Source organism: Mesorhizobium sp. 131-2-1 (assembly GCF_016756535.1).
Taxonomy (GTDB): domain Bacteria; phylum Pseudomonadota; class Alphaproteobacteria; order Rhizobiales; family Rhizobiaceae; genus Mesorhizobium.
The window spans coordinates 6,467,727-6,490,784 of record NZ_AP023247.1; the positions used below are offsets into that span (position 1 = coordinate 6,467,727).

The following is a 23,058-nucleotide window of genomic DNA, read 5'->3' on the forward strand; positions in this document are numbered from 1 at the left end:
TGGCAATTTAGCGCCTGATCCGGTCGAAGTGCCGGAGGATGACAGTTCGCTCAATGGCCCCGCACCTCTGGTTAGATTGTGTCCCACGAAGTGACGGTTGGCCGGTTATTCACCTTTGTTCCAATTTGACCTCCGATCAACGCGGCACGGCTGGCAGAGAAAGGATCATTGCCCAGGGGACGCCATCAGCATCGTTTTGATCGGAGACAAAGGGATGCTGATGGACTGCTCGATCACCGATCGATCCCGGCCATCACCCAGTCGGGGTAGCGATTGCCGGAAACCATTCCTGTCGCGAGCGTCTCGTCGAGCGTCTGCATGTCCGTGGCAGTCAGTTGGATATTGTCTGCGTCGACATTCTCCTCCAGATAGGCGCGCCGCTTAGTACCTGGGATCGGGACGATGTCGTCGCCCTTGTGCAGCAACCAGGCGAGCGCGATTTGCGCGGGCCTCGCGCCCTTGACTTCAGCGATGTCGAACACAGCCTGAGCCGCCGTCACATTGCTGTCGTAGTTCGAGCCCTGATACCGTTCATCGAACCGGCGGGTATCGCCTTCAGCATATTCCTCGGCGCGTTTGACGCCACCGGCGAGGAAGCCGCGCCCCAACGGGCAGAAAGGCACCAACCCGATTCCTAACTCACGAAGCACCGGGATCACGTCCCCCTCAAGGTTGCGCTCCCAGAGCGAGTACTCGCTTTGCAGCGCCGACACTGGGTGGACTGCATGCGCCCGGCGTAGCGTAGCGTCGCCCACTTCCGACAAGCCGAAGAAGCGCACTTTGCCCTCGCAAACCAACTCCGCGACCGTGCCTGCGACGTCCTCGATCGGCACCTCGCGATCGATGCGGTGCTGATACAGCAGATCAATATGGTCGCTTTGAAGCCGTCGAAGGGATCCTTCTACCGCGCGCCGGATCGAGTCGGGTCGGCTATCGGTTTCGGCGCCGAGCTGACGGCCGTTCTTGTAGCGAAATCCGAACTTAGTGGCGATCATCACCTTGTCCCGCCGATCGCGAAAAGCGCGGCCGAGCAGTTCTTCATTCGTGTACGGACCATAGGCTTCCGCGGTATCGAAGAAATCGCAGCCGAGCTCGATCGCCCGGTGCAGCGCAGTGATCGACTCCTCCTCATCCGCCGGCCCGTAGTACTGGCTCATTCCCATGCAACCGAGGCCGATCGCGCCAACCCGCAGGCCTCGCTTACCCAGTCGCCGCTTGCTTAATATCATGGGATCACCCTTCTGAAGACGTGTAGAGTAAAGATATGAATTGCGGGTCGTACGGTGAATGCTACAAATCCGCAAAGCTTGCGGGAGTAGGAGAATGCGAACAATCCGTTTTCCGACATTCTTAAGCTGACCCGGGCGGAAATGCTGATGACAGGCGGCTTCACCGCAGTCGGGCCTAGGGCGATCCGCTTTCCAGTCCCGAGGACGATCCAGTCTTCGCCGTCGTGAGAGTAAGCCGCCGGGTCATTCTCGTGGGCGAAGCGCCGATCCGGTACGCGACCGGCGATGTGGAACTGTTTGTCGGCGCCGCTTTCCTTCGTATTGATTCGCCGTCCCGGTGTTGATCGGGTAGATGCAATCACGCTGTTCGCCGGGGCGGGTCGGACCACCATCCAAATCGGCGACGGCTGCTTCCTCCTTTCGGACGATGTGGAGAACCTGCTTTCGACAGCGAGCTAGCACCATTGACTTTTTGTTTCATGAAAATCGCCGCTGTATCAGGTGGCCTGTGTGACCCCATCCTCCAGAGACTACTTACCGCCCACTAGCAGCTCAAATAGCGGCGCCAAAGTGGGCTGCTTGTCAAGCTCGCGGATGAAGTCCCCTATCAAACCGAGTTGCTGCTTGGAGAACGGCAGCATCGACATTTCGCCGCAATGCCTGAGTTTCCGGATGCCATCATCGAGCGAAGCTGGGTTTTCCGGATGTCCGAACGGCTCGTCCACACGAATAAAATGTTCTGACCCGCTCTTTAGCCTTACTTTAACCTTTGTCGGCGAATTGCCATACTGGCTGTGAGTTCGTTCGATCTCTGGATCAACTTCGACCTGGGTAACGGCCATAATTCGACGCACGGCCGGATCCTGGAGCGCTTCGGGACGGAAATCGCGAATTCCGACTTGGCCGCGCTGCGCCGCGACAGAGATGGCGTAAGGCAGGCTGGAACGCGCTACAACCGGGTCCTTTGGATCCCACTTTTGGTCGCGCGGCTGGGCCACAGCACTCTCAGCGCGACGATTCAACCCGAGCTCAATTGAAACAATATCCTCGCCCGTGAAGTTGTGCTTCTTGCGCAGTTGCAGCAGTCCGTCGATCCCGAAATGATTACCCCTGCAAGACGGCCAGGGTTTGAAGCTCATGGAAGCGTTCACATAATCGTGGCCCAGTTTGTCTATAAGCATATCGAGATTGAACTCTGGTTCGAAGGCCTTGTAGAAACCAGACTTCCCAAAGAACGGTTCCCGCGGGCCATTGAAGCCCACCATAGCTGATAACGCCGACTCAATCCCCGAGCGGGCCCTCAAACCCTGCTGCAGCGCTATAGTATGGGCACCTTCTTCATACATCTGGTATTCGCCCGCAGCATGGGCGTAAGCGATTCCGAACGCATTTCGGGTTTTCTCTTCGTTGAGCCGTAACAACTTGGTACTAACTGCGGCCCCGCCCCAGACCGAGACCATATTGTCGCGGCCCGTATTTGAAGAATATGTGGTAACGCTACGCGCGAGACGCACGTGCAGATCGATAGCTGTTGCGACCGCAGTCAGCAATTCTCTTCCGGTGATAGATGGGTCCCTTTCGGCCAGTGCCAGGGCCGGCGGGATATCATATGAGCTTGCGTGGCAACCGTTAATACAAATCTCATACGTCTCGTCAAAATCAGGGGCTCTGACCGTAGTCGCATTAACAAGGACTGCCAAGCTGGAAGGAAGCTTCTCTCCGGAAACCCAAACGGTGCATTCTGGCTTGCCGCCGGACAATGCGCCCAGTTGGCGCGCAGTGTGCGAGATCGGATCATTCGATCCGCCGATCGCGCACGCAATAGTGTCCAGAATTGAGAGCTTCGCACGTTCTATTGCTTTCTGAGGTATCCTTTCGAAACCGGAATCGAGGACGTGCTTAATGATTTGCGTCGTTACATCCATTGCCAAACCTCCAAGCGAAATGTGCCGTGCGGCGGCCTGAGGTAAAAGATGTTGACTCTTTTTCGTGACTGACCTCAGACTGGCCGGACTATACCATTGCCGGCGGTGCTCGATTGCGAAAGTTCTGTGAAGTTAATTTAAGTTGAGATGATTTACTCGACAGAATTGTACGGCTGTCGATCTGACCCTACCGGGACGCTCCGCAGGAACCTCATGGCCCCGGCTGATTTCCGAAGGTGGAGATCGTCGCGCTCGCGCTGTTTTCCGGGCTCGCAGGCGTTGCGACGACATGGGTTGTGAGCGGTGATCTGCGCATCGTGGTTCGCTTCGTCCTGTTCGACGAACGCCCGCGGCGCTTTGCGGATGCCGAGGCATTGGCGGATGGGTGGTGGGGCCATTGGCGTCGCCCTAAGCTCCACTGGACGGGCGCTTGCGTGAGGTGCAGCGGCAGTTGGATGCTGGGAGGGTGCGTGCGCCGTCCAGTGGTTGGCGGCAAGACAGCGCCCCGCGGAATCTAAGTGACATCCTGCCGGGTTAGTTGAGCGCGAGGCTTTGCGATTTTGCTGCGGCGTCGGGAGGGCGTAGCCCGACCAGAGCTGCAGCAAAATCGCGCGGCGACGAAATGCGGCCGTCGCCATCGCTTGCGCGCCGAAATAGGCCTCGTCGGGCGAGCCCGTCAAGGTTCGAATGCGGGCGCCCTCCATTATAGAAGGCGAGATACCGGGTGATCGCCGTGCGGGCCTAGGACACGCTGTCGTAGGCGCGCAGATGACCTCCTCGTATTTGATCGTGCGCCACAGCCGCCCGACGAAGACGTTGTCGCGCCAGGCACCTTTGCCATGCATGCTGATGGACACGCTCGCCGCCGTCAGCACGCCTGTGAACTCGAGGCTGGTGAACTGGCTGCCCTGGTCCGTGTTGAAGATCTCGGGTCGGCCATGTCTGGCCAGGGCCTCCTCGAGCGCTTCGACGCAAAACGCCGCCTCCATCGTGATTGAGACCCGATGGGCCAGCACCCGCCGCTGAACACGTCGACGACGGCCGCCACATAGACGAAGCCGCGCCGCATCGGGATGTAGCTGACGTCCACCGTCCAGACATGGTTAGGCCGTGCGATCTTCCTTCCGCGCAGCAGATACGGGTAAATTTTGTGGCCCGCAGCTGGCTTGCTCTTGTTCGGGCGCCGATAGATCGCAGAAATCCCCATGCGCTTCATTAGCGTCTCGACATGGCGGCGGCCGACCACGACACCGGCTCGCCGCAGCAGCGCCCGAAGCATCTGCGCCCCGGCGAAGGGGTAGTCGAGATGCGACTCGTCGAGCCGGCGCATCAGCGCTAGCAGGCTTCTCTGATTGGGGTCGATGAGGTCAAGCTTTTCCATGTGACGCCCGATTGCCGCGACGAACGAAACTGTCTCGACAGCTACGACCTCGTCGTCGATCGTGCGCAGGCGCTCGATCGTCAAGACGCTCTCATCGGTCGGCACGTTAAGTGCGGCTGTAACGGCGTCAGCGCGACGCCAGCCGACCGTCAAATGCCTGTACCCGGCCGGAATCCACGCGCTACCGTTTCGTCCGAAAATCCTGAAAAAGGGAGCAAGTCCCGGCGAATGTGACGCTTGGCAACGAACGCCCCTTGCCAGCGCGTCGATAAAGCAAGCCTTCACCGACAAGGGCAAGCTCCGCCTGTCGCACAGTGCTGCTGCTGAGCTCGTGCTGCTTCATTAGATCCGCCTCGGTCGGGAGTTGATCGCCAGCACTGAAGACGCCACTCTCGATCTGAGACCGAATGATATCCGCGAGCTGAATATGAAGTGGAGTTCTACCGGGCCGAATCTTGCGAATATTGCATTCTTGCAAGAAATAATCTAGCGTGTGACTTAGAGGACTCTTGGGGGTGGATCATGCCTTGGTTGAAGATACCGCTCTGGGCGATCTAGCCATAGCCGAACTCCGGCTTCCCGCGCAGCCCGCCGACACCGTCGGCAGGCCAGACCCTGGCCAAAGGTTGTGCAGCATTCTTGGAGTGGCGGCCTTGGCACGCTCGACTTCTGCTGTGGTCAAACGGTCGATAAATTGGCCCAGCACTAAGCGGGCAACCACTTCCGGATCGACCGCCGGGTCTCGCTGGACGCCGGAGTGGATCCGTTCGAGAAATGAATTCCGGTTTCTGACTTTGGCGCGGCCGTCGGGATTCCAACCCTCGTAGTAAAAGCCGCGAAGCAAAGCTGGCAAGCGAGCGCCCATATAAACAGCGTGCTCGCAATCCAAGCAGTCGCGCAGAGCGTGCAGCGTCGCAATCAGAGCTTGGTAGACCCGCTCGCGATCATCCCATCCAAGCCTCCACATCAGATCGCTGATCCAATTCTGTGTTACTTCTAATGCGTTGTTGAAATCATGCCTCGCGCACATTAGCTTTTCTCATGTCGTTGAAGGTTGTCAGGATCTCGGAATGAGCCTCATCGGCGCGGAGGTTGACCTGGTCAGCGACTAGCGCTGGGAAGAAGAGGACTACAAAAAATAGGCTTCAGTCCGCGGCGAGCGAGCGATGCCTGACATATGGCCCCCTTGGAAAAGCGGCCTTCCGGTAGCGAAGTAGTTCCAGAGGCAAAGCTGGAGTTCAGGGTTTGACGAACATACTAACCGGAGCGCTCGCGAGTGCTCGTGCGGGCACGGTTCGATCCAGACAAAACAAACACTCCCTTTGGTTCTGATTTTCTTGTTCCATCCGGATTAATCGCCCAGTTCCGCGTCAGAAATCCTCGCCTCAGCGCAGCGCTTGGATCTTGTTTGGTGCAATCTAAACAATTTGGCAGTCCCAGCGTGCCTCATTCCAGGGGTCTAGATGTCGCCGCGTTTACGCGACGGCCGCACTCGCAGTTCTTCTAGGGGATCACGTCAGCGTGTGCTACGTCGTGGCCGCAGTTTGTTCACGCTTCATCAAGCCGAACGCCTACTGCAACTCACGCGCGCGCCCGGCCCCATTCCCCTTTTCCCATATTGACTCGTAGTTTCGCAGCATCATCTCCGCGACACCAAAGGTGTGATTGCCTTGCCGCGAAGCCAGGCGAGCGTCGATGTCGGGATATATAAAGAAGGGCAGGGAAATTCGTTCGGCCGGTCCACTGTGCACCACTTGATGCGGCGTACTCTTGAACCGGTTATCGCTCAAGACCTGAAGCATGTCGCCCAGATTGACCACGAGACTGTCGGGGAGGCTAGGCGCCGGTATCCAACGCCCGTGGAACCACACCTGCAAGGAGCGAGTAGGGAGTTCCTCCTGGAGTAGGAGCGTGAAGAAACCATTGTCGGTATGCTTAGCGGCCGCCCCGCCAGTAGACGGGTATCGGATCACGCGTTGCAGAACCGTCGGCGGGCTGAAATGACGTCGGAACCAGCCTTTTTCCATATCGAGCAGGTCGGCCAGCGCGTTCCCGAGCTGCGGCACAACCCCATTGAGCACGGTAGCCTGCAAAGCAAGCAAGCTTCGCGCGAAACCAGGAGCCAAGGCATCATCCGGAAGGCGTGTGCGTCCGGCGAACGGACGCCGGTCGTTTTCATTCTCGATTCCGAGGTCGAACATTTCCTTTGGATCCGGGCCAGCCTCGGGATGTAGCATTTCACCGTGCAACGGACTGTACCCACGGGCGGTGGTGGGGTGGACGTCTTGGAAGGCGTGACCATAGCGTTCCTTGGTAGCCAGTGGCAACGCGAAGAAACGGTGGGAAGCCTCGATCGCTTCTGCGATCTGTTCCTTCGGGATTCCGTGCTCGACTAGGTAGAAGAACCCGTACTCCTCGCAGGCCGTGCGTAAGCACTGTTGCTCTTCACGTCGCGTTGCATCGGATGAGAGTTTCGCCAATGAGATTCGCGGTAGCGTAGTCATAGTCGCTCCTTTGTCGGCGCCGTGCCCATGTGGGGCTGTCTAAGTCAAATCTTCTGCTGCATACACGAATTTATTCTCTATCGAAGTGAATCTCCCATATAATACCAGAATCGGCAACAGGAAATATATTAATATTATGGCGGCCTTACTGTCACATTTATTTAACAGTCCTTTAATATCCATGACATGCAATTCTGTGGCCCATTGACTACAAGTGGGCAACAAGCCCTTTCCGGCAGTGGCAAAAGGCTGTTCTACGACATGAGCGAAGATCTGCCCAACGTTCACGCTGGCCGCGGTCTGGACGTCGTGGACGCAGAGTATCGCGCTTTGCGATCTCGACGCAGACGAGTGCCCGCCAGGACCGCCACGCTTCAGGGGGTTAGCAACGCGGAATACCAAGCATAAGTATGTATGTTATGGGGACGGGAGTGAAAGCGGCGCCAATTTCCACCTCTTCGGGAATTGTTTGGCATTTGGCAGTTCGTCAGCCCCGACCAACTTGGCGAAAGACGAATCCCGCCAAGCCCTCATCGATGAAGTTTGATCACCCCTTCGCTGGCCATTCCCTGCCTTCTTTCAAAATGGCATCAGCCATCTTCTCAGCCACCATGATTGTTGGAATGTTTGTATTGGCGCGGGGGCAGAATGGCATCACAGAAGCGTCGGCAATCCTCAAGCCCGAAACGCCACGAACCCGGCCCGACGGGTCGGTCACCGCAACAGGGTCCGAGGCTGGCCCTATCCTGCAACTCGACGTCGGATGCCAATTGCCGGTCACGTTCTGTCGGACAAACCGATCCAGATGCTCCTCGTTGTCGATCAGATCTGAAATGCTCCGTCCATTGGTGATGACATGCCTAATGAGGGCGCGGCGCAAGCGCGGAGAACTGTCCATGAGCAGAGCCAGCACCGACGTAAGCCCGTAATTAATGCAATTTACCTTGCTAACCCGCTTCGCTCGCGTATTCCAAGCTGACGGGAACGGGTCGAGCCCCACCCCCGAAAGGGAATCTTGCAGCAGAAGGCGGGCCACGAAACGGAATCCCTGCTTCAGTCGCTCGGCATCCCGCTGGTCGCTCAACCAGTTGAAATCTACCTCCGGCTCAACGGCATGAGAGCGATCCTTGAGGACGATGGTTCCTGCTGAATAAGTACGGTTGACCCACACGTACAGGGAGCCGAGGCGCTTTCCGAGCGGGTGCCAGGCCGACTTGGCAACCGCCGATACCGCCATGTCTGTCGAAGGACACCTATTGTAGCCCGACGAGTAACGGGCATGCATCTGAATGTGCCCGCTAACATTGGGTGCCATGCGATCGCCCCGTTTCAAATACGCCGAAACGGCGATCCCTGGATGTTCTTGAAGATTCTGGCCCACACCTCTTACATCTGCAACCACCGGAATACCGAGCTTTGTCAGTTGCTCGGCCGGGCCGATCCCGGAGCGCAACAATATGGCGGGCGAGTGGATGGCTCCGGCGCAGAGGATCACCGTCGAGGCGCGAAACGACGGCCGTCCGAACTTGTTTTCCGTCTCGACGCCAGTTATGGCGCATCCTGAAAAGGCCAGCCGCACAACCGTCGTTTCGGGCAGAATTGTCAAATTGCGTCGACGGCGGACACTCTCGGACAAGTAAGCCATCGCGGCGGAAACGCGATGCCCATTTCGATTCGTCAAGGGAACAACCGAGTATCCATCACCAAATTCACCGTTGAAGTCTGGCCTGAAATGAAGACCCTCATTTTCATACGCTCTAGACACCGCCCGGATAAAGCCGGACCAATCTGATCGCCGCACCCGTCTTATCGGCAGTGGACCAGCCTTGCCGTGAAATTCGCCGCCGAAATCTAGATCGCATTCGAGGCGACGGAAGTACGGTAGAACCTCCTTCCAACTCCAGCCAGCTGCACCGCTCGAGGCCCAGTCATCGTAGTCTTCGGGACCACCGCGGTTGGCCACCTGGGCATTGATGCTGGAGCCGCCCCCCATGACCCGGGCCTGCTCGTAGTGAATGGGCTTGCGGCCATCTCGAACCGTGGTCGCGTTGAGTGAAGGCCATTGATAATCAGGATTGAAGTAAGCACGTGTTGGATTGCCGTCCAGGATGTCATGAGGCACGGCATTCGGGGGCGTATCAGGACCGGCCTCGATAAGCAGTACGCGAGGCCCTTCGGCGGAGAGCCTGCTCGCCATGACGGATCCAGAGGAACCGCCACCGATCACGATATAATCGAAAACCAACACAACCCTCCCACCATCGTATGATGCTTAGACGAGGGAAAAGAGGCACTGTCAGCGCTCCCCAGCAAAGGGACCACTCGTCAAGCAGCAAATATATTTGCTGCTGCCGGGAAATCCACACTACACCCTAGTAGTTGGTGAGATGCCGAGAATCAGTTAAGATGAAGAAACATGGAGCGAACGTCCCTAGGGTGGCGTGATGCGCGGATCGCGTAGGCGACTCCTTCTGAGAGCCGTAACTTTCATTCAACCTCTAGGATAAGGGGCCGCAATGAGCTTCAGCGCCGACCCAGCGGTCCGCTCCTGTCGCCTAGTACGAAGAGGTTCCGTCAGGTCAGCCGCGATCTTGCCGGGCATCGGGACGTATGTGCGGATTCCGAGATCATCGCGCGCACCGTTCCGATTTGATCGCGCGCGGCATTCCGAAGTGATGGCGCGCAGCATTCCGAGAATTACCCGCGCGGGATTCCGACACGATCGCGCGCAGTTCGGAGTTAGGAGAACCTGATCCTTGGGGCATGTTCCGGTCGGGCAACGACCGGAGGAATGGATGCCGACGAGGAGGGTTAGGATGCGCCACGTGCGCGAGATTTTACGTCTGAGCTTGGAAGCGGGGCTATCGACGCGGATGGCTGGCGAGCGTGCCGGGGTCGGGCCGACGACGGTCCGGGATATGCTGAAGCGGTTTGCACGCTCCGGGCTGAACTGGCCGGTCCCGGCCGAGATGAGCGATGCCGACCTGGAAGCTTGCCTATACGGCTTACCTGGGATGAAGCCCGGCCGGCGCAAACAGCCGGAACCGGACTGGTCGGCGGTAGCACGTGAGCTGAAGCGCAAGCATGTGACGCTGCAGGTTCTGTGGGAAGAGTATGTCGCCGCCCACCCGGATGGCTATCGCTACAGCCGTTGGTGTGACCTGTTCCGGCGCTGGGAAGGCCGCCTGCCTCTGACGATGCGGCAGAGCCACGCGGGCGGTGAGAAGATGTTTGTCGATTACGCCGGCGACACGGTGCCGGTTGTAGTCGACCGCCGGACCGGTGAGGTGCGCGATGCCCATCTGTTTGTGGCGGTGCTCGGCGGATCGAGCTTGTCATTTGCCTGCGCGACGTGGACCGAGCAGTTCGCGGACTGGATCGAGGCGCACAATGGCGCCTTCGCCTTCTTCGGCGGCGTGGCCCATCTTCTGGTCCCGGACAACGCGAAGGTCGCGGTGATTAAGGCGTGTCACTTCGATCCGATGGTCAACCGCAGCTACACCGACATGGCGCGTCATTACGGCACGGCGGTGCTCCCGGCAAGACCGAGGAAGCCACGCGATAAGGCGAAAGTCGAGGCCTGTGTCGGCATTGTCGAACGCTGGGTCCTGGGCCGCTTGCGCAACCGGATCTTCTACAGCCTGGCCGAGGTGAACGCGGCGGTCGCCGAATGCATCACCGATCTCAACGACACACGGGTGCTTCGCCAGTTCAGCAAAACGCGGCGCCAGCTGTTCGAGGAGATCGACGCGCCGAACCTCAAGCCGCTGCCGGCGGAACGGTGGGTCCACGCTGAGTGGAAGCGTTGCCGAGTCGGACTCGATTATCACATCGCGATTGAGCACCACCATTACTCGGTGCCCTGGCGCTTCGCCCGCCGCGAGGTCGAGGCTCGAATTACCACACGCACCGTCGAAATCTTCCTCGATGGCGAACGCATCGCCGCGCACATGCGTGGCAGCGGCAACGGGCGGCATACGACGATCCCCGAACATATGCCCTCGAGCCATCGGCGCTACCGTGAATGGACGCCCGTGAAGATCCGGGAGGAAGCGGCGCGGATCGGGCCGATGCTGTCGTTGCTGGTTGAAAAGATCATCGAGGATCGGCCGCATCCCGAGCAGGGTTACCGTTCATGCCTCGGCATCATCGGGCTAGCGAAGCGCTTCGGCGCCGAACGCCTGGAAGCGGCCGCGCGGCGCGCGCTGGAGATCCAGGCGCGCAACTATCCCTCGGTCAAATCGATCCTCGAGAAGGGGCTCGACAAGGTTCCGGCGCGCGAAGCCCCGGACCACACGCCGATCTTCCACACCAACATCCGGGGCTCCGGATATTACAACTGAAAGGACTACAATGCTCAAACATCCGACACTCGAACTGCTGGGGCAACTCGGCCTGGCCGGCATGGCCCATGCGTTCATCGAATTGGAAAGCAACAGCGATGCCGACAACCTCAGCCACGCCGAATGGCTTGCCCTGCTGCTCGATCACGAGGCGACATACCGTAATGACCGGCGCCTTGCGCTCCGCCTTCGTCATGCGCGGCTACGCCACCATGCCGTGCCCGAGGATGTCGATTACCGTGCTGCGCGCGGTCTCGATCGCCGGCTGTTCGACAAGCTGCTCAAGGGCGACTGGATCGCCGCCCATGAGAGCTTGGCCATCGTCGGGCCGGCCGGGGTCGGGAAGAGCTGGTTGGCCTGCGCCATCGGTCACAAGGCCTGCCGTGACAACCGTTCGGTCCTCTACACCCGACTGCCGCGGCTCATCGATGACCTGTCCCTGGCCAAGGGCGACGGCCGCATCGCCGCGCGCATGAAAAGCCTGGCCAGGGTCGATCTCCTTATCCTCGACGATTGGGGCCTCGAACCGCTCGACGGCAATGCCCGTCACCACCTGCTCGAAATCCTCGAAGACCGGTACGGGCGTCGCTCAACGCTGGTGACCAGCCAACTCCCGGTGGCCCGCTGGTTCGATCTGATCGGAGATCCCACCTACGCCGATGCCATCCTCGACCGCCTCGTTCACAACGCTCACCGGCTCGAACTCAACGGCGAATCCATGCGCAGATCCATCATCTCCGCTGCCGCTTGACCGAACCGCAAATGCAGTGACATCTTCCCCGACGATCAGGTGCTCCACCTGCGCGCGATCAGATCGGAACGCTGCGCGGCATCAGATCGGAATACATGCGCGCCATCGTCGGAATCCGCACGTATGCGACCGGGAAGATTCCGGAGCGGGTCTCCTATTTTTAGTAGCTTCCTGTTGTTTACGCTAGGACGCAGATCTGTAATTTGCAGAGCTTGGCGGTGTATCCCTTGAGGGTTTCAAGGATCTGTCCGCACTGGCCGAGCCGGAGCTGGTCGTGCTGTATCGGGTCTCACAAGGCCGGACGTTGCATTGACTCGAAGCGGGCTGTCAGGCCCATCTGACTACCTTCGCATATCGTCCGTCCCTGCGTTCCCTCGCGGGACACCGCCCTCGGATCAGCGCTGGCGCTTCACCGCTGGCAAACTGTTTCTACCTCATCTCAAGCCTCGAACAAAGTGCCGTCGCGCAGCATGGCATGCATGATGACAGCGAGACGCCGCGCGAGTGCCACTCGGGCTTTCTTCAGGCCGCGGCGCTTCGAGATTTTCAGCGCCCAAGTCTTGAGCGCGAAGCTCTCCCGGCTCCGGGTCAGGATTGAGTTGGCTGCTTCATAGAGAAGCTTGCGGACCATGCTGTCACCTTGCTTGGTGATCCGGCCGGTCCAGTCGAGTTCGCCGGACTGATGACGCCTGGGCACCAGGCCAAAGTAGGCACCCGCGTTTCGCGATTGTCGGAACCGGCCGGCCTCGTCGATGGCCGCGGAGAAGGCGGCTGAAGTCTGGATGCCAACACCAGGTATACTCATGAGGATCTGGCAGGCCTGCGACTGAGCGGCGAGCATACGCAGCTTGAGATCCAGTTCCTTGATCTGCTCGACCAGTTGCACGCGCACCGTCAGCAACGAAGTGATCGCTTCGCCAAGACCAGGGATGTGGGATGCTTCCATGATGCGTTCGATGAAGGCCTTTCCCTGCCCGACGCCCGGCCTACAGCCGAAGGTGGCGCACAACCCACGGATCATGTTGTCGAGCCGGACACGGGCCTCCACCAGATGACCGCGAGCGGTGATCATGCTGCGTACACCGTGCGCGCCCGGCGATTTGACATGAACCTCCTTGTAGAAGCCCGTTCTTGCCAGTTGCGCGAGCCCTGCAGCATCATGGGGATCGGTTTTGTTCGCCTTCATCGCCTTGAGGCTCTGGTGCGCCTGGCGGGCATCGATACACACCACGTTGACGCCCAACTCCCGCAGGCCAAGGCAGATCGCGGGTGACATACGTCCGGTTTCGATCACCGCCCGCTCGATCGGGCCGTGTCGGCGCAATGCGTCGGCGATCGCATCCGGCGTGCTCTCAGCCGTCTCGGAACTCAGCTTGCGTCCATTTTCATCAATAATGCAGACCTGCGTGCTTTCCATCGACAGGTCTAGTCCGGCATAATGCTTCATGGCTGTTTCCTTCCTTCAGGATTCGACAACCAGAAGTGTGCGCCTCACCCGAGGCCCGAGGGAAGCAGCCACAAATTACACGATGACTCATAACTTTTCAACCAGATGCGCACGGAAGCGAGTTTGATGGCAGCGAGGAAGTTTTGCGGGTCGCGGTCATACCGGGTGGCTATGCCTCTGAAATGCTTGAGCTTGTTGAAGTATCGCTCGACGAGATTGCGCTGCCTGTAGACCCATGCGCTGAAGGGAAAACTGCCGGTTCGGTTCTTCTTCGGCGGGATGTTCGCCCACGCTTTTCGCTCCGCCGCGAGCGTGCGGATAGCATCGCTGTCGTAAGCGCGGTCGGCGAGCAGGATTGCATCGGGTTGGAGGGCGTCGAGCATGGCGGCGGCGGGCTTGCCGTCATGTGCCTGTCCGGCCGTCAGGACGAGGTCGATCGGCCGGCCTTCGGCATCGACGAGCGCGTGGATCTTGGTCGTGAGGCCGCCGCGGGAACGTCCCATGCAACCATCGTCGTCGCCCCCTTTTTTGCCGCGGCAGCGTGCTGGTGAACGCGGACACAGGAGGAGTCGATCATGATGATCTCGCCGTCGAAAGCCTTGGAAACCGCCGCCAGCAGCCGATCCCAGACTCCGGCCTTACGCCATCGCACGAACCGGTTGTAGCAGGTGGTGTAGGGGCCATAGCGTTCCGGCACATCGGCCCAGGGCGATCCGGTCCGGAACCGCCACAGGATGCCATTCAAAACCTTGCGGTCGTCAACCCGGGCAACACCGCGAACCTTGTTGGGCAGACGCGGGTGGATGATGCTCCATTCGAAGTCGCTCAGTTCGTAACGACGCATTCAAGCCTCCAAAAGAAGCCTTGAATCAGAACTCGTCACAAAACGGTAGTCAGTTTATGAGTTTGCGGCCTAGTCATGTGAATCTAAAGTTCGCCACATAAGGTCTGCTCGGCCTTCTGACAGAAACGCCTAACGGACGAGAGAATTTCGTCCGCGGACTTGGTCCATCGATAGGGCTTTGGGTTCTCATTGTGGCGCTCGATGAAGGTACGAATATCGGCCTCGAGCTGGCTGGTTGAGGTATGCACGCCGCGTCGCAGCTGCTTTCGGGTCAGTTCAGCGAACCAGCGTTCGACCTGATTGATCCAGGATGCCGATGTGGGCGTGAAGTGGACATGGTAGTGAGGCCGGCGCGCCAGCCATGACCTGACCAGCGGGGTTTTGTGGGTGGCATAATTATCCATGATGATGTGGATATCGAGATCGGGCGGCACGTTGGCGTTGATCTGCTTGAGGAAGTCCAGAAACTCGGTCGCCCTGTGCCGCTTGTAGCATTTGCCGATCACAAAGCCGGACGCCACATCGAGCGCCGCGAACAGCGAGGTGGTGCCGTGTCGGACATAGCTATGGGTCCGGCGTTCCGGCATGCCCGGCATCATCGGCAGGACCGGTTGCTCCCGATCGAGTGCCTGGATCTGGCTCTTCTCGTCGACGCTCAAAACAAGTGCCCTGTTGGGCGGTGACAGGTAGAGCCCGACGATGTCGCGAACCTTGTCGACGAACAGCGGATCGCTCGACAGCTTGAACGTCTCCGAGCTATGCGGCTGCAGCCCGAAGGCGGTCCATATCCGGCGGATCGTCGTATGGGAGAAGCCAGTCGCAGTGCCCATCGAGCGGATGGACCAATGGGTCGCATCATCGGGCTTCGAGCGTAGCGTCCGCTCGATCACGGCCGCGATCTGATCATCGTCAATCGTGCGGGGTCTGCCGGGGCGGGCCTCGTCCAGCAGCCCCTCGACGCGATCTTTGAGGAAACGTCGTCGCCATTTACCGACCGTGTGTTCGTGCACGCCCAACTCGGCTGCCACGGCCTTGCTGGGGACACCGTCAGCGCATCGAAGAATGATCCGGCACCGCTCCGACATCGATCGCGCTACACGCTGACGCCGGACCTGCCGCTCCAGATACTCCCGCTCGACTGAGCTCAGAACCAAGGCGGCCGTAGGACGGCCCGTTGCGTTTGCCATCATGTGATCCTCATCGCTCCGGGCGAATCATACAATGAGGCTTACTTCAGTTCCAGATGACTAGAAAGCCACTCCGCTTTATAAGCTGACGCGTCAACTACCAGATCCCATAGTATCGGCGCTTTGCCGGAAGCTCTAAATGCCCTGCGTGTTCAGCGCACTGGTTAGGGTGCATCAACATGCAGAGCGACGTCACGACTTTAGAGCTTTCGAGGTGCATATGTGCGGCAGACGAGTTGGGGCGCAAGATGGGCCTTCACATTACGATGGGTGATGATTTTGAGAAGTATGTTGAAATTACCAGCAGCCTTCCCGGGAAGTCACCGACGTATCCAAGCTTCCGTCCCGACTGTTCTGATCTTCCGCCTGGAAAGGCCTTTTGGATCATCGGGCGGGATCGGGACGGAAGAGTAGCGCATGTCCAAGCACTGCGTTTAGATCATCTGTCCAACACAGACGTTGCTGAGCAACTTGGGTCATTGAGAGCCTGGTTCACGGATCCGACCTTAACAGCCGGGCCCGGCTCCTCGTCTCGCTGCGATGCGCCCGCCGCCCGCAGCATAACCGGGCTGGTCGCCTATCATGGTGACATCTGGTTGCGGAAGGACTTTAGGGGTCGCGATCTCTCCACTTTTATCGGGCGCATTGCATTCGGACTGGCATGGGCTAAATGGTCGCCGGACTTCATCTATGCGCTGGTTGCCGACTGGCACATAGAAAAAGGCGTGGTCGATCAATATGGGTATCTACATCAGGAGCCACACGGATCAGTCCTGCACTTGCCCGCGTTCGGTATAGATGACGACGATTGGCTCGTTTGGCTGACGCGAGACGAACTGTTAACGACGCTTCGTACTTCTGCATCGCGAGCGCTCGGTGAGAGTACCGTCGGACGGCCGACTCTCCATAATGGACAATATCCCAACACGATTATCTGAACCGGAACCAGAGGCAACATAAGGCCACGTCGTCGCCCCGGTGAATGGCGGGTTTCCAACACATCCGGGAGCCTACCCTGCGTGAGCTTCGGCACCTCAAGCGATCAGCGATGCGGCGCGGCAATCAACGTGAGAGCGCAGCGTCAATCAGGATGAGAATGCCGGCGGATTGGAACGCAGGGAGGGCGTAGCCCGACCGGAGTTTCAATCCGCCGGCGGCGCGTTCCTTTTCGGGAGCGTTCGTCTGGTGATCACGGTCGACCGGGTATGCCGGTGGTTTTTCCTGTTGGGGAGGAATCGCTTTGTGCCCGGCCGCCACGTAACCGATCACCATATGAGGCTTTTCATGAAGTTCCGGCAGACCAATACGACGGCCGTCGCGGCGGCGAAGGCGTCGATCAGTATCGCCACGGCCTATCGCATCGAGAAGGATTCGAGACTGCCGTCACAAAAGAAGGCGCCGCGGCAACGGCGCCGTGCCGACCCTCTCGCCGATATTTTCGAAGCCGAGGTCGCGCCCATGCTGAGGGCAGCTCCGGGCATTCGGGCGATCGCCATCTTCGACGAGATGATCCGGCGTCATCCCGAGCTTGGAGCCGGCATTCGCCGCACGATCGAGCGTCGCGTCCGAGCCTGGCGCGCCGTCCATGGCGAGGAACAGGAGGTCATCTTCCGGCAGGTTCACGTACCCGGGCGCATGGGATTGTCGGATTTCACCGACATGGCAGCCGCCGGCGTCACGATCGCGGGCCAGCCACTCGATCACCGGCTCTACCATTTCCGGCTCGCCTATTCCGGCTTCGAGCATGCGCATGTCGTGCTCGGTGGCGAGAGTTTCGTCGCTCTGGCGGAAGGCCAGCCGCCTAGCGCCGTATGTCGCTTCAGATTCCGCACGTCTGGCGAGCGGGTAACATCCTTGGTGAGGCAGCCGGTAACAAAATTACGTGAGGCAACACGACAACACTGTTGGTCGTGCGTAGCATGCGGGTCAAGATCGCACTTTGCAGCTGGGCGTGGTCACATTGTTTATGTGACACCCTCAGCGTCTCTGCCTGCTTGGACGTGGGTTAGAAGACACCGGGCGAATGGAATATCTCTCCAACGGAGTAATCCAGATCTGGCTGAGGTGCCGGAGCTGGAATGTTGTCCGGCAGGTTCCAAAGAGATCTCCGAGGCCGCTGAGCATCACCAGTTCAAGTGACAATGGATCATGAGATTGAAAGTTGAGATATACTAATCAAAAGAAAGAATACGATGATATTTCCGCGAGCGATACGCCGCTCTATTGCTATTGTACTAAGCTAAATCCCATTATAACATGTAATAATTAAACCTCTTTGTTGTACATTTTCGCGCAATGTAATTTTAAAAGTAACAACTCCTCGGATAGCAACTACTTGCTGGAGCTTTGATGCCGCCTGTTAAGGACGGCGCGCCGAGCCTAGCCTTGAGGCTGGCATGCTATTTGCGCAGTCGACAATATTCGGTGCAAATGGCTGCGGAGCAGAGACTATGGAACGCCCCCCGATCGAGGAAATTCCCAACCTCTCCACGAGAGAGCGAGAGTGCATACTGTGGACCGCCAGAGGTAAATCCTCCTGGGAAATGGGAAAGATACTCAATATCTCCGAAAACACCGTGAACTTTCATATGAAAAACGTGATGCGAAAATTGGGCGCGGGTAGCAGAACAGTCGCTGCGATCAAAGCCGTGAGCTTCGGAATTCTCGAACTGGAGGAAGTGGTGACAGCCACGGAACTGTCATCTGGCGATGATTAGAGCTCAATCCCTTCGAGGGCTGCCGGGACCTCATAGCCGAGCATGAACTTAGCCCTCGCGTGTTGAAGAAAACGATGCCCTCCGTGACAGACGCTGCCGGACGCGCCTTATGCACACAAAGCTGATAGTGCGCCTGATGCTAGACCACGTTTAGCTAACGCGCCGTCCTACGGGAGGAACCCCGCATACCATCTCGCACGCAAGGCGATCGCGAGGCGATCTCGGCCGGCTGGCGGTGCCGCTTCGCCCATAACAGCCGGAACTGGCAGTAGCCCATCAAAATGTGCCCCGACGTTGACACGACCGAATTTATGTACAGCCGCGCGCAGCCGGGCAAAATCGGCTTCACCAAAACCATCAACGCCGGCGCTACAAGGCCGGGCAGCCCAACGTGCTGACCTTGTGCGGGGTGCTGACGCATTCGAGCCTGGCCGTCACCCTCACCGGCACACCCCTCGGTCTGACGGCGGCGAAGTTCTGGACACGAACGAAGTTCAAGGAAACGCTCGCGCTCAAACGGCACATCAATCCCACGCGCGTGCCGATCGAGACGAAGGAGAGCTACCGCTGGCTGGAGAACCTGCGCCAGTCCATCGCGCTCGTTGGCGCGCCCGAGCGCTGCGTGCATGTGGGTGACCGGGAGAGCGACATCTACGAGCTCTATTGCACCGCGCAGGACCTTGGTACCAGCTTCCTCGTGCGCGTGCAGACGAACAGACTGGCAGAGCGGCCTGCCGATGCTGCCCCACACGATCCTGCTCATCGCGTCTTTGCCTAACTTGCGGCGGCGCCTTGGGCGGGACGTCATCGCATTACGGTTGATCAGGACGAGACGACCTGGCTGCAGGTGAAGTTCGCCGCCATCAACACCTTGCCGCCCGTGGGCAAGCAGAAGCGCTACAGTCCGCAGGTTCTGACTTACATCCACGCCCTCAAAGAGAACCCGCCGCCCGGTCGCGAGCCGATCGACTGGAAGCTGGTGACCAACTTGCCGGTCGAAGATCTCTCCGTGGCGGTCGAGAAGCTCGGCTGGTACGCCCTGCGCTGGAAGGCGGAGGTGTTCCACAAGGTCATGAAGTCCGGCTGCCGTGCCGAGGAGGGCGAGGCTCGAGACCGCCGAGAGGCTGGCGAAGTTCCTCGCCCTCATCGCGGTGGTCAGCTGGCGCATGTTCGTCGTCACTATGTCGGCGCGCGCCAAGCCAGACGTCGCGCCCGACAGCGTTCTCACCTTCGCCGAGATCACTGCGCTCGACCGGATCGACGCGTCTCGAACGCGACCGCGCCTCCAACGGCCCACGCTAGCCGCTTACCTGCTGCAAATCGCCCCATGGTTGGCGGCTATCTCGCCCGCAACCATGATCCGCCTCCCGGCAACATGGTCGTCTGGCGCGGCATGACCCGCTTGCACGACATCGCCTTCGGCATCTCCATTGGATCAAGCCGATAATGTGGGTAATCGAAAGCCAGACCGGATGCGTACGCCGCATCCGACATCAGATATGCGAGCAGCTCGTTGAGCCTCGCGTTCTCCTTCTCAAGAGTCTTCAGGCGCTTGGGGTCGGACGGGTCCAGTTGTACAGCGTTGCTTCAGAGGGCCGCGCTTGCGAGCAACGGCGTCCGCGCCCGCTTTCTGTTCATCGGTCCGTACGTCAAACGGGGCCGGACTCTAATCCCAACTGGAGGAGGTCACTCCTGCCAGGTCACCGTAACGGAGGACATTGACCCTTCAACTGCTCGCGAAATCCGGTCGGTCGCTGCGATATCCAACATCAAGTCCACCAGAGAACAAGATCAGGCCGTGCAAATCCGAAAAAGCTGTTTAGCACCAAACGACGCTTTCCATTGCCTGATTGACCGGTGACCCCGTGCACGAAACCGCCATCGATTAGTGCAATATCCCCAGCGTTGAGCTGGAACTCGCGAGAAGGAACAGCCTCGAGATAAGCTGCCGAGTAGGGATAGCCCGTGGTCTCAACACTCTGCGACTTTCGGTCGGCGACCGTCGGCTTATGGCTCCAGAGCCTCAGATTGCCACCTTCCTCGGGCATGCTGGGATAGACGTTGAGCGCCACAACGGTGTTGTGCGCCACCTCAGAAAGCTCGTAGTCGTTGCCAGCACACAGGACTTGAGCGACATCGTCGTGGGGGTCCAAGGAAAAAGTGCCCCTGCCAGACCAACTGAGAGCGCGACAAACATTAGCCTGACCCTGTTCTGAACGCGCCAGCCGCAATTCAATACCCTGGTTGTGAAGCTCGCGCTTCAATGCGTCGAATATTGCTCGGACCGGATCAACCAAATTCTCAAAAAGGGCGTCGACGTGAGGTCGCGCATCTTCCGATTCCGCGAAATAGGTGGCTGCATCCTTCCTGTAGTGGGATGCGCCGACAACCTGTCCGGGGACGCCATCTTTACGCTCCTTGAGACCGGGACTGCCAACAAAGTTCGTGGTAATCTTCTCGGCCACTTCGGTGCTGAAAGCTTGCTTGATGTGCAGGGCCGTGATCTCACCTTTCAGGACCGAGATGATCTCCGCAGTGCTGATCGAGCCGGTTCGTTCTTTGATCGTAAGAGGCGAGATGGCCGGCGTTTGAGGTACTTGGTTAGTTGCCATTGGTTTTCTCCTGTAGTGCCTGATCGAGGATGGCAATGCCGTGATCGAGTTCGCCATCTGAGATGGTTATCGGCGGAAGGACTTTGATGACGTCGCGATTTGGCCCCGAGGATTCGATCAGCAGGCCGTTTTCGAAGGCGACATCGTGCACACGGCCAACAACGGCCTGTGAACGGCACTTGAGGCCGGCCATCAGACCACGGCCGCGCTTTTGTTCGATGCACTTGGGGAATTTTGCAACGAGGCGATCAAGGTGTTCTTGCAGTTTGACGGCCGTCCGCTCGACGGCTGTAGTAAACTGCCTATCGGACCACATTGTGCACATAGCCGTGGATGTCACGAAGGCGAGATTATTGCCTCTAAAGGTCCCGCTATGTTCTCCCGGTTTCCATATGTCCATCTCGGGGCGAATCAAAACTATGGACAGCGGATTACCTGAACCGCTTAGCGATTTTGAAAGACACACGATGTCGGGCTCGATTTTCGCGAACTCGAACGAGAAGAAATCGCCCGTTCGTCCCGAACCTGCCTGAATGTCATCGACGATGAAAACAACGTCGTGCTTACGGCAAATGCGCTGAATTTCTGAGAGCCAAGGTGCGGATGCGGTGTTCATGCCGCCTTCTGCCTGGATGGGCTCCAGGATGATTGCGGCCGGCTTTTCTATCCCGCTGCCTGGGTCGCCCAACACGTGATCAATGTAACTCGCGGAATCGAAAGTTTGGTTCGGATAGTTCTCGTAAGGGACACGGATCACATCGTGGCGAGCGACGCCGCCAAGCTGTCTGGTTGACGCTGCACCCGACACCGCCAAGGAGCCGAGCGACATGCCATGGTACGAATTTGTGAAGGCCATGACACTCGAGCGGCCGGTATATTTTCGCGCCAGCGCCAACGCCGCTTCGTTAGCGTTCGTCCCGGTCGGACCAGGAAACTGTATCTTGTAAGAAAGGCCCCGGGGCTTCAGGATCGACTCGACGAACACTTTGATGAAATCACGCTTTGCAGCTGTATACATATCAAGCGACAAGACAATATTTTGATCGGCGAGATATTGAATTGCCGGCGCAATGATATCCGGGTTGTTATGACCGTAGTTGAGCGCGCCGGACCCTACAAGGAAATCAATATATGGCTTTCCGGACTCGTCCCAGATTGTCGCCCCCAGTGACTTTTTAAAGACTGTTGGAAATGATCGTCCATAGCGACGAACGTTAGACTCATAAGCATCGAAAATGTCGATATCCATTAAATGGCCTCTCTGTATGCGGCTCGCGATCAACACTGCAAGTTCTATGTTCACGCACTCCAAACCATTGATTTCGACGACTAGCTGCGGCCAATCTCTGCCTTAAAGCGAACGTATCATGGTCAGCAACTTGCGTTCGCAAAGAGTCTGTAAACTTGTTTGACGAATCTGTTGCAACGCATTGGATAGCGATAGCGTGACAGTCAGTACCCGCCTTGCGGCAACGCTATCGGCGGCGTTGTTGGCGAGCGCGACCGACACAACCGTACGGGTTTTTTCCAGCATGACTGCAACCACGATGCTTGTATTGCTCTACGTCGGCTGTGACGGCAGCCTTGCCGACGAGTAGCTGTGGCAGATGGCGATTTCTCACTTCGATGTGACGGCGAGACCGGTGCTTGCTCAGGTTTCGTTTGAGGCGCGGAAGAGCCGGACCGCGAATTGGCGGCAGAACTGGAACTGACCGCGGCCTCTAATTGTGGCCGTGGCCGCCGTGCCGGATTGCGCTGTTTCCTGGGCGGCACGTTGGCCCACCTTCTCGCTTCACGCCATATACAATGCCTCAGTCGGCCCCTCGCGAGGTGGCTTCCGCACCGCAGGCCACGGGCCGAGCACGCGAGTGGTGTTCGGCACCCCGAGCTGATGCAGACGGCGCCTGCTTCGAGAAGGCGCGATCGAAGCGGTATCGACAACCCCGGTGTTCGCCAAGGTACTGTGTGGTGACGACGGCGCGGCTTTTGGAGCGCAGCACGACTAAGAGTCCCCACCCTTACACTGGTCAACATTCATGTGATCGAAAACGCTGGCTCAGGCGACGCCACTGGCGATGTGTCCGATGCCGCTTTTTGTACGCAAGGTTCACTCTGTCC

General features: G+C 58.7%; 17 protein-coding genes and 4 pseudogenes. 7 read left to right on the top strand and 14 right to left on the bottom strand.

Annotated elements, in window-relative coordinates:
* Positions 1-233: 233 nt before the first annotated feature.
* From JG743_RS31125 to JG743_RS31155, 8 genes and pseudogenes are all read right to left on the bottom strand, one after another.
* Entirely contained in the window at positions 234-1,229 is a 996-nt protein-coding gene (locus JG743_RS31125) for an aldo/keto reductase (RefSeq protein WP_202296235.1), read from the bottom strand.
* Positions 1,230-1,759: 530 nt separating this feature from the next.
* Positions 1,760-3,154, bottom strand: a complete 1,395-nt coding sequence (locus JG743_RS31130; RefSeq protein WP_202296237.1) for an MmgE/PrpD family protein — start codon at positions 3,152-3,154, stop codon at positions 1,760-1,762.
* Between the two features lie 623 nt (positions 3,155-3,777).
* A pseudogene (locus JG743_RS31135) lies at positions 3,778-4,493 on the bottom strand (IS3 family transposase); the annotation flags it as partial.
* A gap of 42 nt (positions 4,494-4,535) precedes the next feature.
* Positions 4,536-4,820: pseudogene (locus JG743_RS34740) on the bottom strand (UTRA domain-containing protein); the annotation flags it as partial.
* The gene (locus tag JG743_RS34885) at positions 4,717-5,013 is read right to left on the bottom strand and encodes a GntR family transcriptional regulator (protein ID WP_446720454.1); all 297 of its coding nucleotides are present in this window, start codon (positions 5,011-5,013) and stop codon (positions 4,717-4,719) included. The gene JG743_RS34885 and the pseudogene JG743_RS34740, both read right to left, overlap by 104 nt.
* A gap of 42 nt (positions 5,014-5,055) precedes the next feature.
* Entirely contained in the window at positions 5,056-5,565 is a 510-nt protein-coding gene (locus JG743_RS31145; protein ID WP_202296239.1) for a DUF2267 domain-containing protein, read from the bottom strand.
* 541 nt (positions 5,566-6,106) lie between these two features.
* Positions 6,107-7,039: an isopenicillin N synthase family dioxygenase gene (locus tag JG743_RS31150; protein WP_202296241.1), complete on the bottom strand. Its 933-nt coding sequence runs from the start codon at positions 7,037-7,039 to the stop codon at positions 6,107-6,109.
* Between the two features lie 547 nt (positions 7,040-7,586).
* A complete protein-coding gene (locus JG743_RS31155; protein ID WP_202296243.1) occupies positions 7,587-9,284 on the bottom strand; it encodes a GMC family oxidoreductase N-terminal domain-containing protein in 1,698 nt (565 codons plus the stop codon).
* 571 nt (positions 9,285-9,855) lie between these two features.
* On the opposite strand from JG743_RS31155, the gene istA reads away from it, so the two are divergent.
* Positions 9,856-11,382, top strand: coding sequence for an IS21 family transposase (gene istA, locus JG743_RS31160; RefSeq protein WP_202295162.1), 1,527 nt, complete (start codon positions 9,856-9,858; stop codon positions 11,380-11,382).
* Between the two features lie 10 nt (positions 11,383-11,392).
* Positions 11,393-12,133, top strand: coding sequence for an IS21-like element helper ATPase IstB (gene istB, locus JG743_RS31165; RefSeq protein WP_202295168.1), 741 nt, complete (start codon positions 11,393-11,395; stop codon positions 12,131-12,133).
* Between the two features lie 439 nt (positions 12,134-12,572).
* Here the strand turns inward: istB and JG743_RS31170 are convergent, their stop codons facing one another.
* The 3 genes from JG743_RS31170 to JG743_RS31180 form a co-directional block, all read right to left on the bottom strand.
* Entirely contained in the window at positions 12,573-13,580 is a 1,008-nt protein-coding gene (locus tag JG743_RS31170; protein WP_010913709.1) for an IS110 family transposase, read from the bottom strand.
* A 44-nt stretch (positions 13,581-13,624) separates the two neighbouring features.
* Positions 13,625-14,424 (bottom strand): IS5 family transposase gene (locus JG743_RS31175; protein WP_202296245.1). Its coding sequence is split into 2 segments (ribosomal slippage): positions 13,625-14,101 and positions 14,104-14,424, totalling 798 coding nucleotides; the frame shifts between segments, so codons are not numbered across the junction.
* A gap of 83 nt (positions 14,425-14,507) precedes the next feature.
* On the bottom strand, positions 14,508-15,611 hold the full coding sequence (locus JG743_RS31180; protein ID WP_202303109.1) for an IS630 family transposase: 1,104 nt from the start codon (positions 15,609-15,611) through the stop codon (positions 14,508-14,510).
* Positions 15,612-15,790: 179 nt separating this feature from the next.
* Here JG743_RS31180 and JG743_RS31185 point away from each other — a divergent pair, with 179 nt between their 5' ends.
* Positions 15,791-16,549, top strand: coding sequence for a hypothetical protein (locus JG743_RS31185; RefSeq protein ID WP_202296247.1), 759 nt, complete (start codon positions 15,791-15,793; stop codon positions 16,547-16,549).
* A 124-nt stretch (positions 16,550-16,673) separates the two neighbouring features.
* Here JG743_RS31185 and JG743_RS31190 read toward each other — a convergent pair whose 3' ends face one another.
* The gene (locus JG743_RS31190; protein ID WP_202296250.1) at positions 16,674-16,883 is read right to left on the bottom strand and encodes a hypothetical protein; all 210 of its coding nucleotides are present in this window, start codon (positions 16,881-16,883) and stop codon (positions 16,674-16,676) included.
* Between JG743_RS31190 and JG743_RS31195 the strand changes: the two are divergent.
* From JG743_RS31195 to JG743_RS34435, 4 genes and pseudogenes are all read left to right on the top strand, one after another.
* Positions 16,854-17,405, top strand: a pseudogene (locus JG743_RS31195) (IS21 family transposase); the annotation flags it as partial. The gene JG743_RS31190 and the pseudogene JG743_RS31195 overlap by 30 nt on opposite strands.
* Positions 17,406-18,076: 671 nt before the next feature.
* Positions 18,077-18,328, top strand: a pseudogene (locus JG743_RS31200) (helix-turn-helix domain-containing protein); the annotation flags it as partial.
* 391 nt (positions 18,329-18,719) lie between these two features.
* On the top strand, positions 18,720-19,106 hold the full coding sequence (locus tag JG743_RS34430; protein WP_244673003.1) for a hypothetical protein: 387 nt from the start codon (positions 18,720-18,722) through the stop codon (positions 19,104-19,106).
* Positions 19,107-19,175: 69 nt separating this feature from the next.
* Positions 19,176-19,775, top strand: a complete 600-nt coding sequence (locus JG743_RS34435) for a hypothetical protein (RefSeq protein WP_244673004.1) — start codon at positions 19,176-19,178, stop codon at positions 19,773-19,775.
* Between the two features lie 322 nt (positions 19,776-20,097).
* Here JG743_RS34435 and JG743_RS31210 read toward each other — a convergent pair whose 3' ends face one another.
* Entirely contained in the window at positions 20,098-20,940 is an 843-nt protein-coding gene (locus tag JG743_RS31210) for a 2OG-Fe(II)-dependent halogenase WelO5 family protein (RefSeq protein WP_202296252.1), read from the bottom strand.
* Positions 20,930-22,189 carry a diaminobutyrate--2-oxoglutarate transaminase gene (gene ectB / locus JG743_RS31215; RefSeq protein ID WP_202296254.1) on the bottom strand — a complete coding sequence of 420 codons (1,260 nt, stop codon included), beginning with the start codon at positions 22,187-22,189 and terminating at the stop codon, positions 20,930-20,932. The genes JG743_RS31210 and ectB overlap by 11 nt, the downstream gene beginning before the upstream one ends.
* Positions 22,190-23,058 lie beyond the last annotated feature (869 nt).

What these genes read in the sequence shown, in the direction of transcription:
- JG743_RS31150 (WP_202296241.1), bottom strand. Translation starts at nt 7,039, where the DNA reads ATGACTACGCTACCGCGAATCTCATTGGCGAAACTCTCATCCGATGCA.
- istB (WP_202295168.1), top strand. Translation starts at nt 11,393, where the DNA reads ATGCTCAAACATCCGACACTCGAACTGCTGGGGCAACTCGGCCTGGCC.
- JG743_RS31185 (WP_202296247.1), top strand. Translation starts at nt 15,791, where the DNA reads ATGCAGAGCGACGTCACGACTTTAGAGCTTTCGAGGTGCATATGTGCG.
- JG743_RS31210 (WP_202296252.1), bottom strand. Translation starts at nt 20,940, where the DNA reads ATGGCAACTAACCAAGTACCTCAAACGCCGGCCATCTCGCCTCTTACG.
- JG743_RS31145 (WP_202296239.1), bottom strand. Translation starts at nt 5,565, where the DNA reads ATGTGCGCGAGGCATGATTTCAACAACGCATTAGAAGTAACACAGAAT.
- JG743_RS31170 (WP_010913709.1), bottom strand. Translation starts at nt 13,580, where the DNA reads ATGAAGCATTATGCCGGACTAGACCTGTCGATGGAAAGCACGCAGGTC.
- JG743_RS31190 (WP_202296250.1), bottom strand. Translation starts at nt 16,883, where the DNA reads ATGGTGATCGGTTACGTGGCGGCCGGGCACAAAGCGATTCCTCCCCAA.
- ectB (WP_202296254.1), bottom strand. Translation starts at nt 22,189, where the DNA reads ATGGATATCGACATTTTCGATGCTTATGAGTCTAACGTTCGTCGCTAT.
- JG743_RS31180 (WP_202303109.1), bottom strand. Translation starts at nt 15,611, where the DNA reads ATGGCAAACGCAACGGGCCGTCCTACGGCCGCCTTGGTTCTGAGCTCA.
- JG743_RS31130 (WP_202296237.1), bottom strand. Translation starts at nt 3,154, where the DNA reads ATGGATGTAACGACGCAAATCATTAAGCACGTCCTCGATTCCGGTTTC.
- JG743_RS31125 (WP_202296235.1), bottom strand. Translation starts at nt 1,229, where the DNA reads ATGATATTAAGCAAGCGGCGACTGGGTAAGCGAGGCCTGCGGGTTGGC.
- istA (WP_202295162.1), top strand. Translation starts at nt 9,856, where the DNA reads ATGCGCCACGTGCGCGAGATTTTACGTCTGAGCTTGGAAGCGGGGCTA.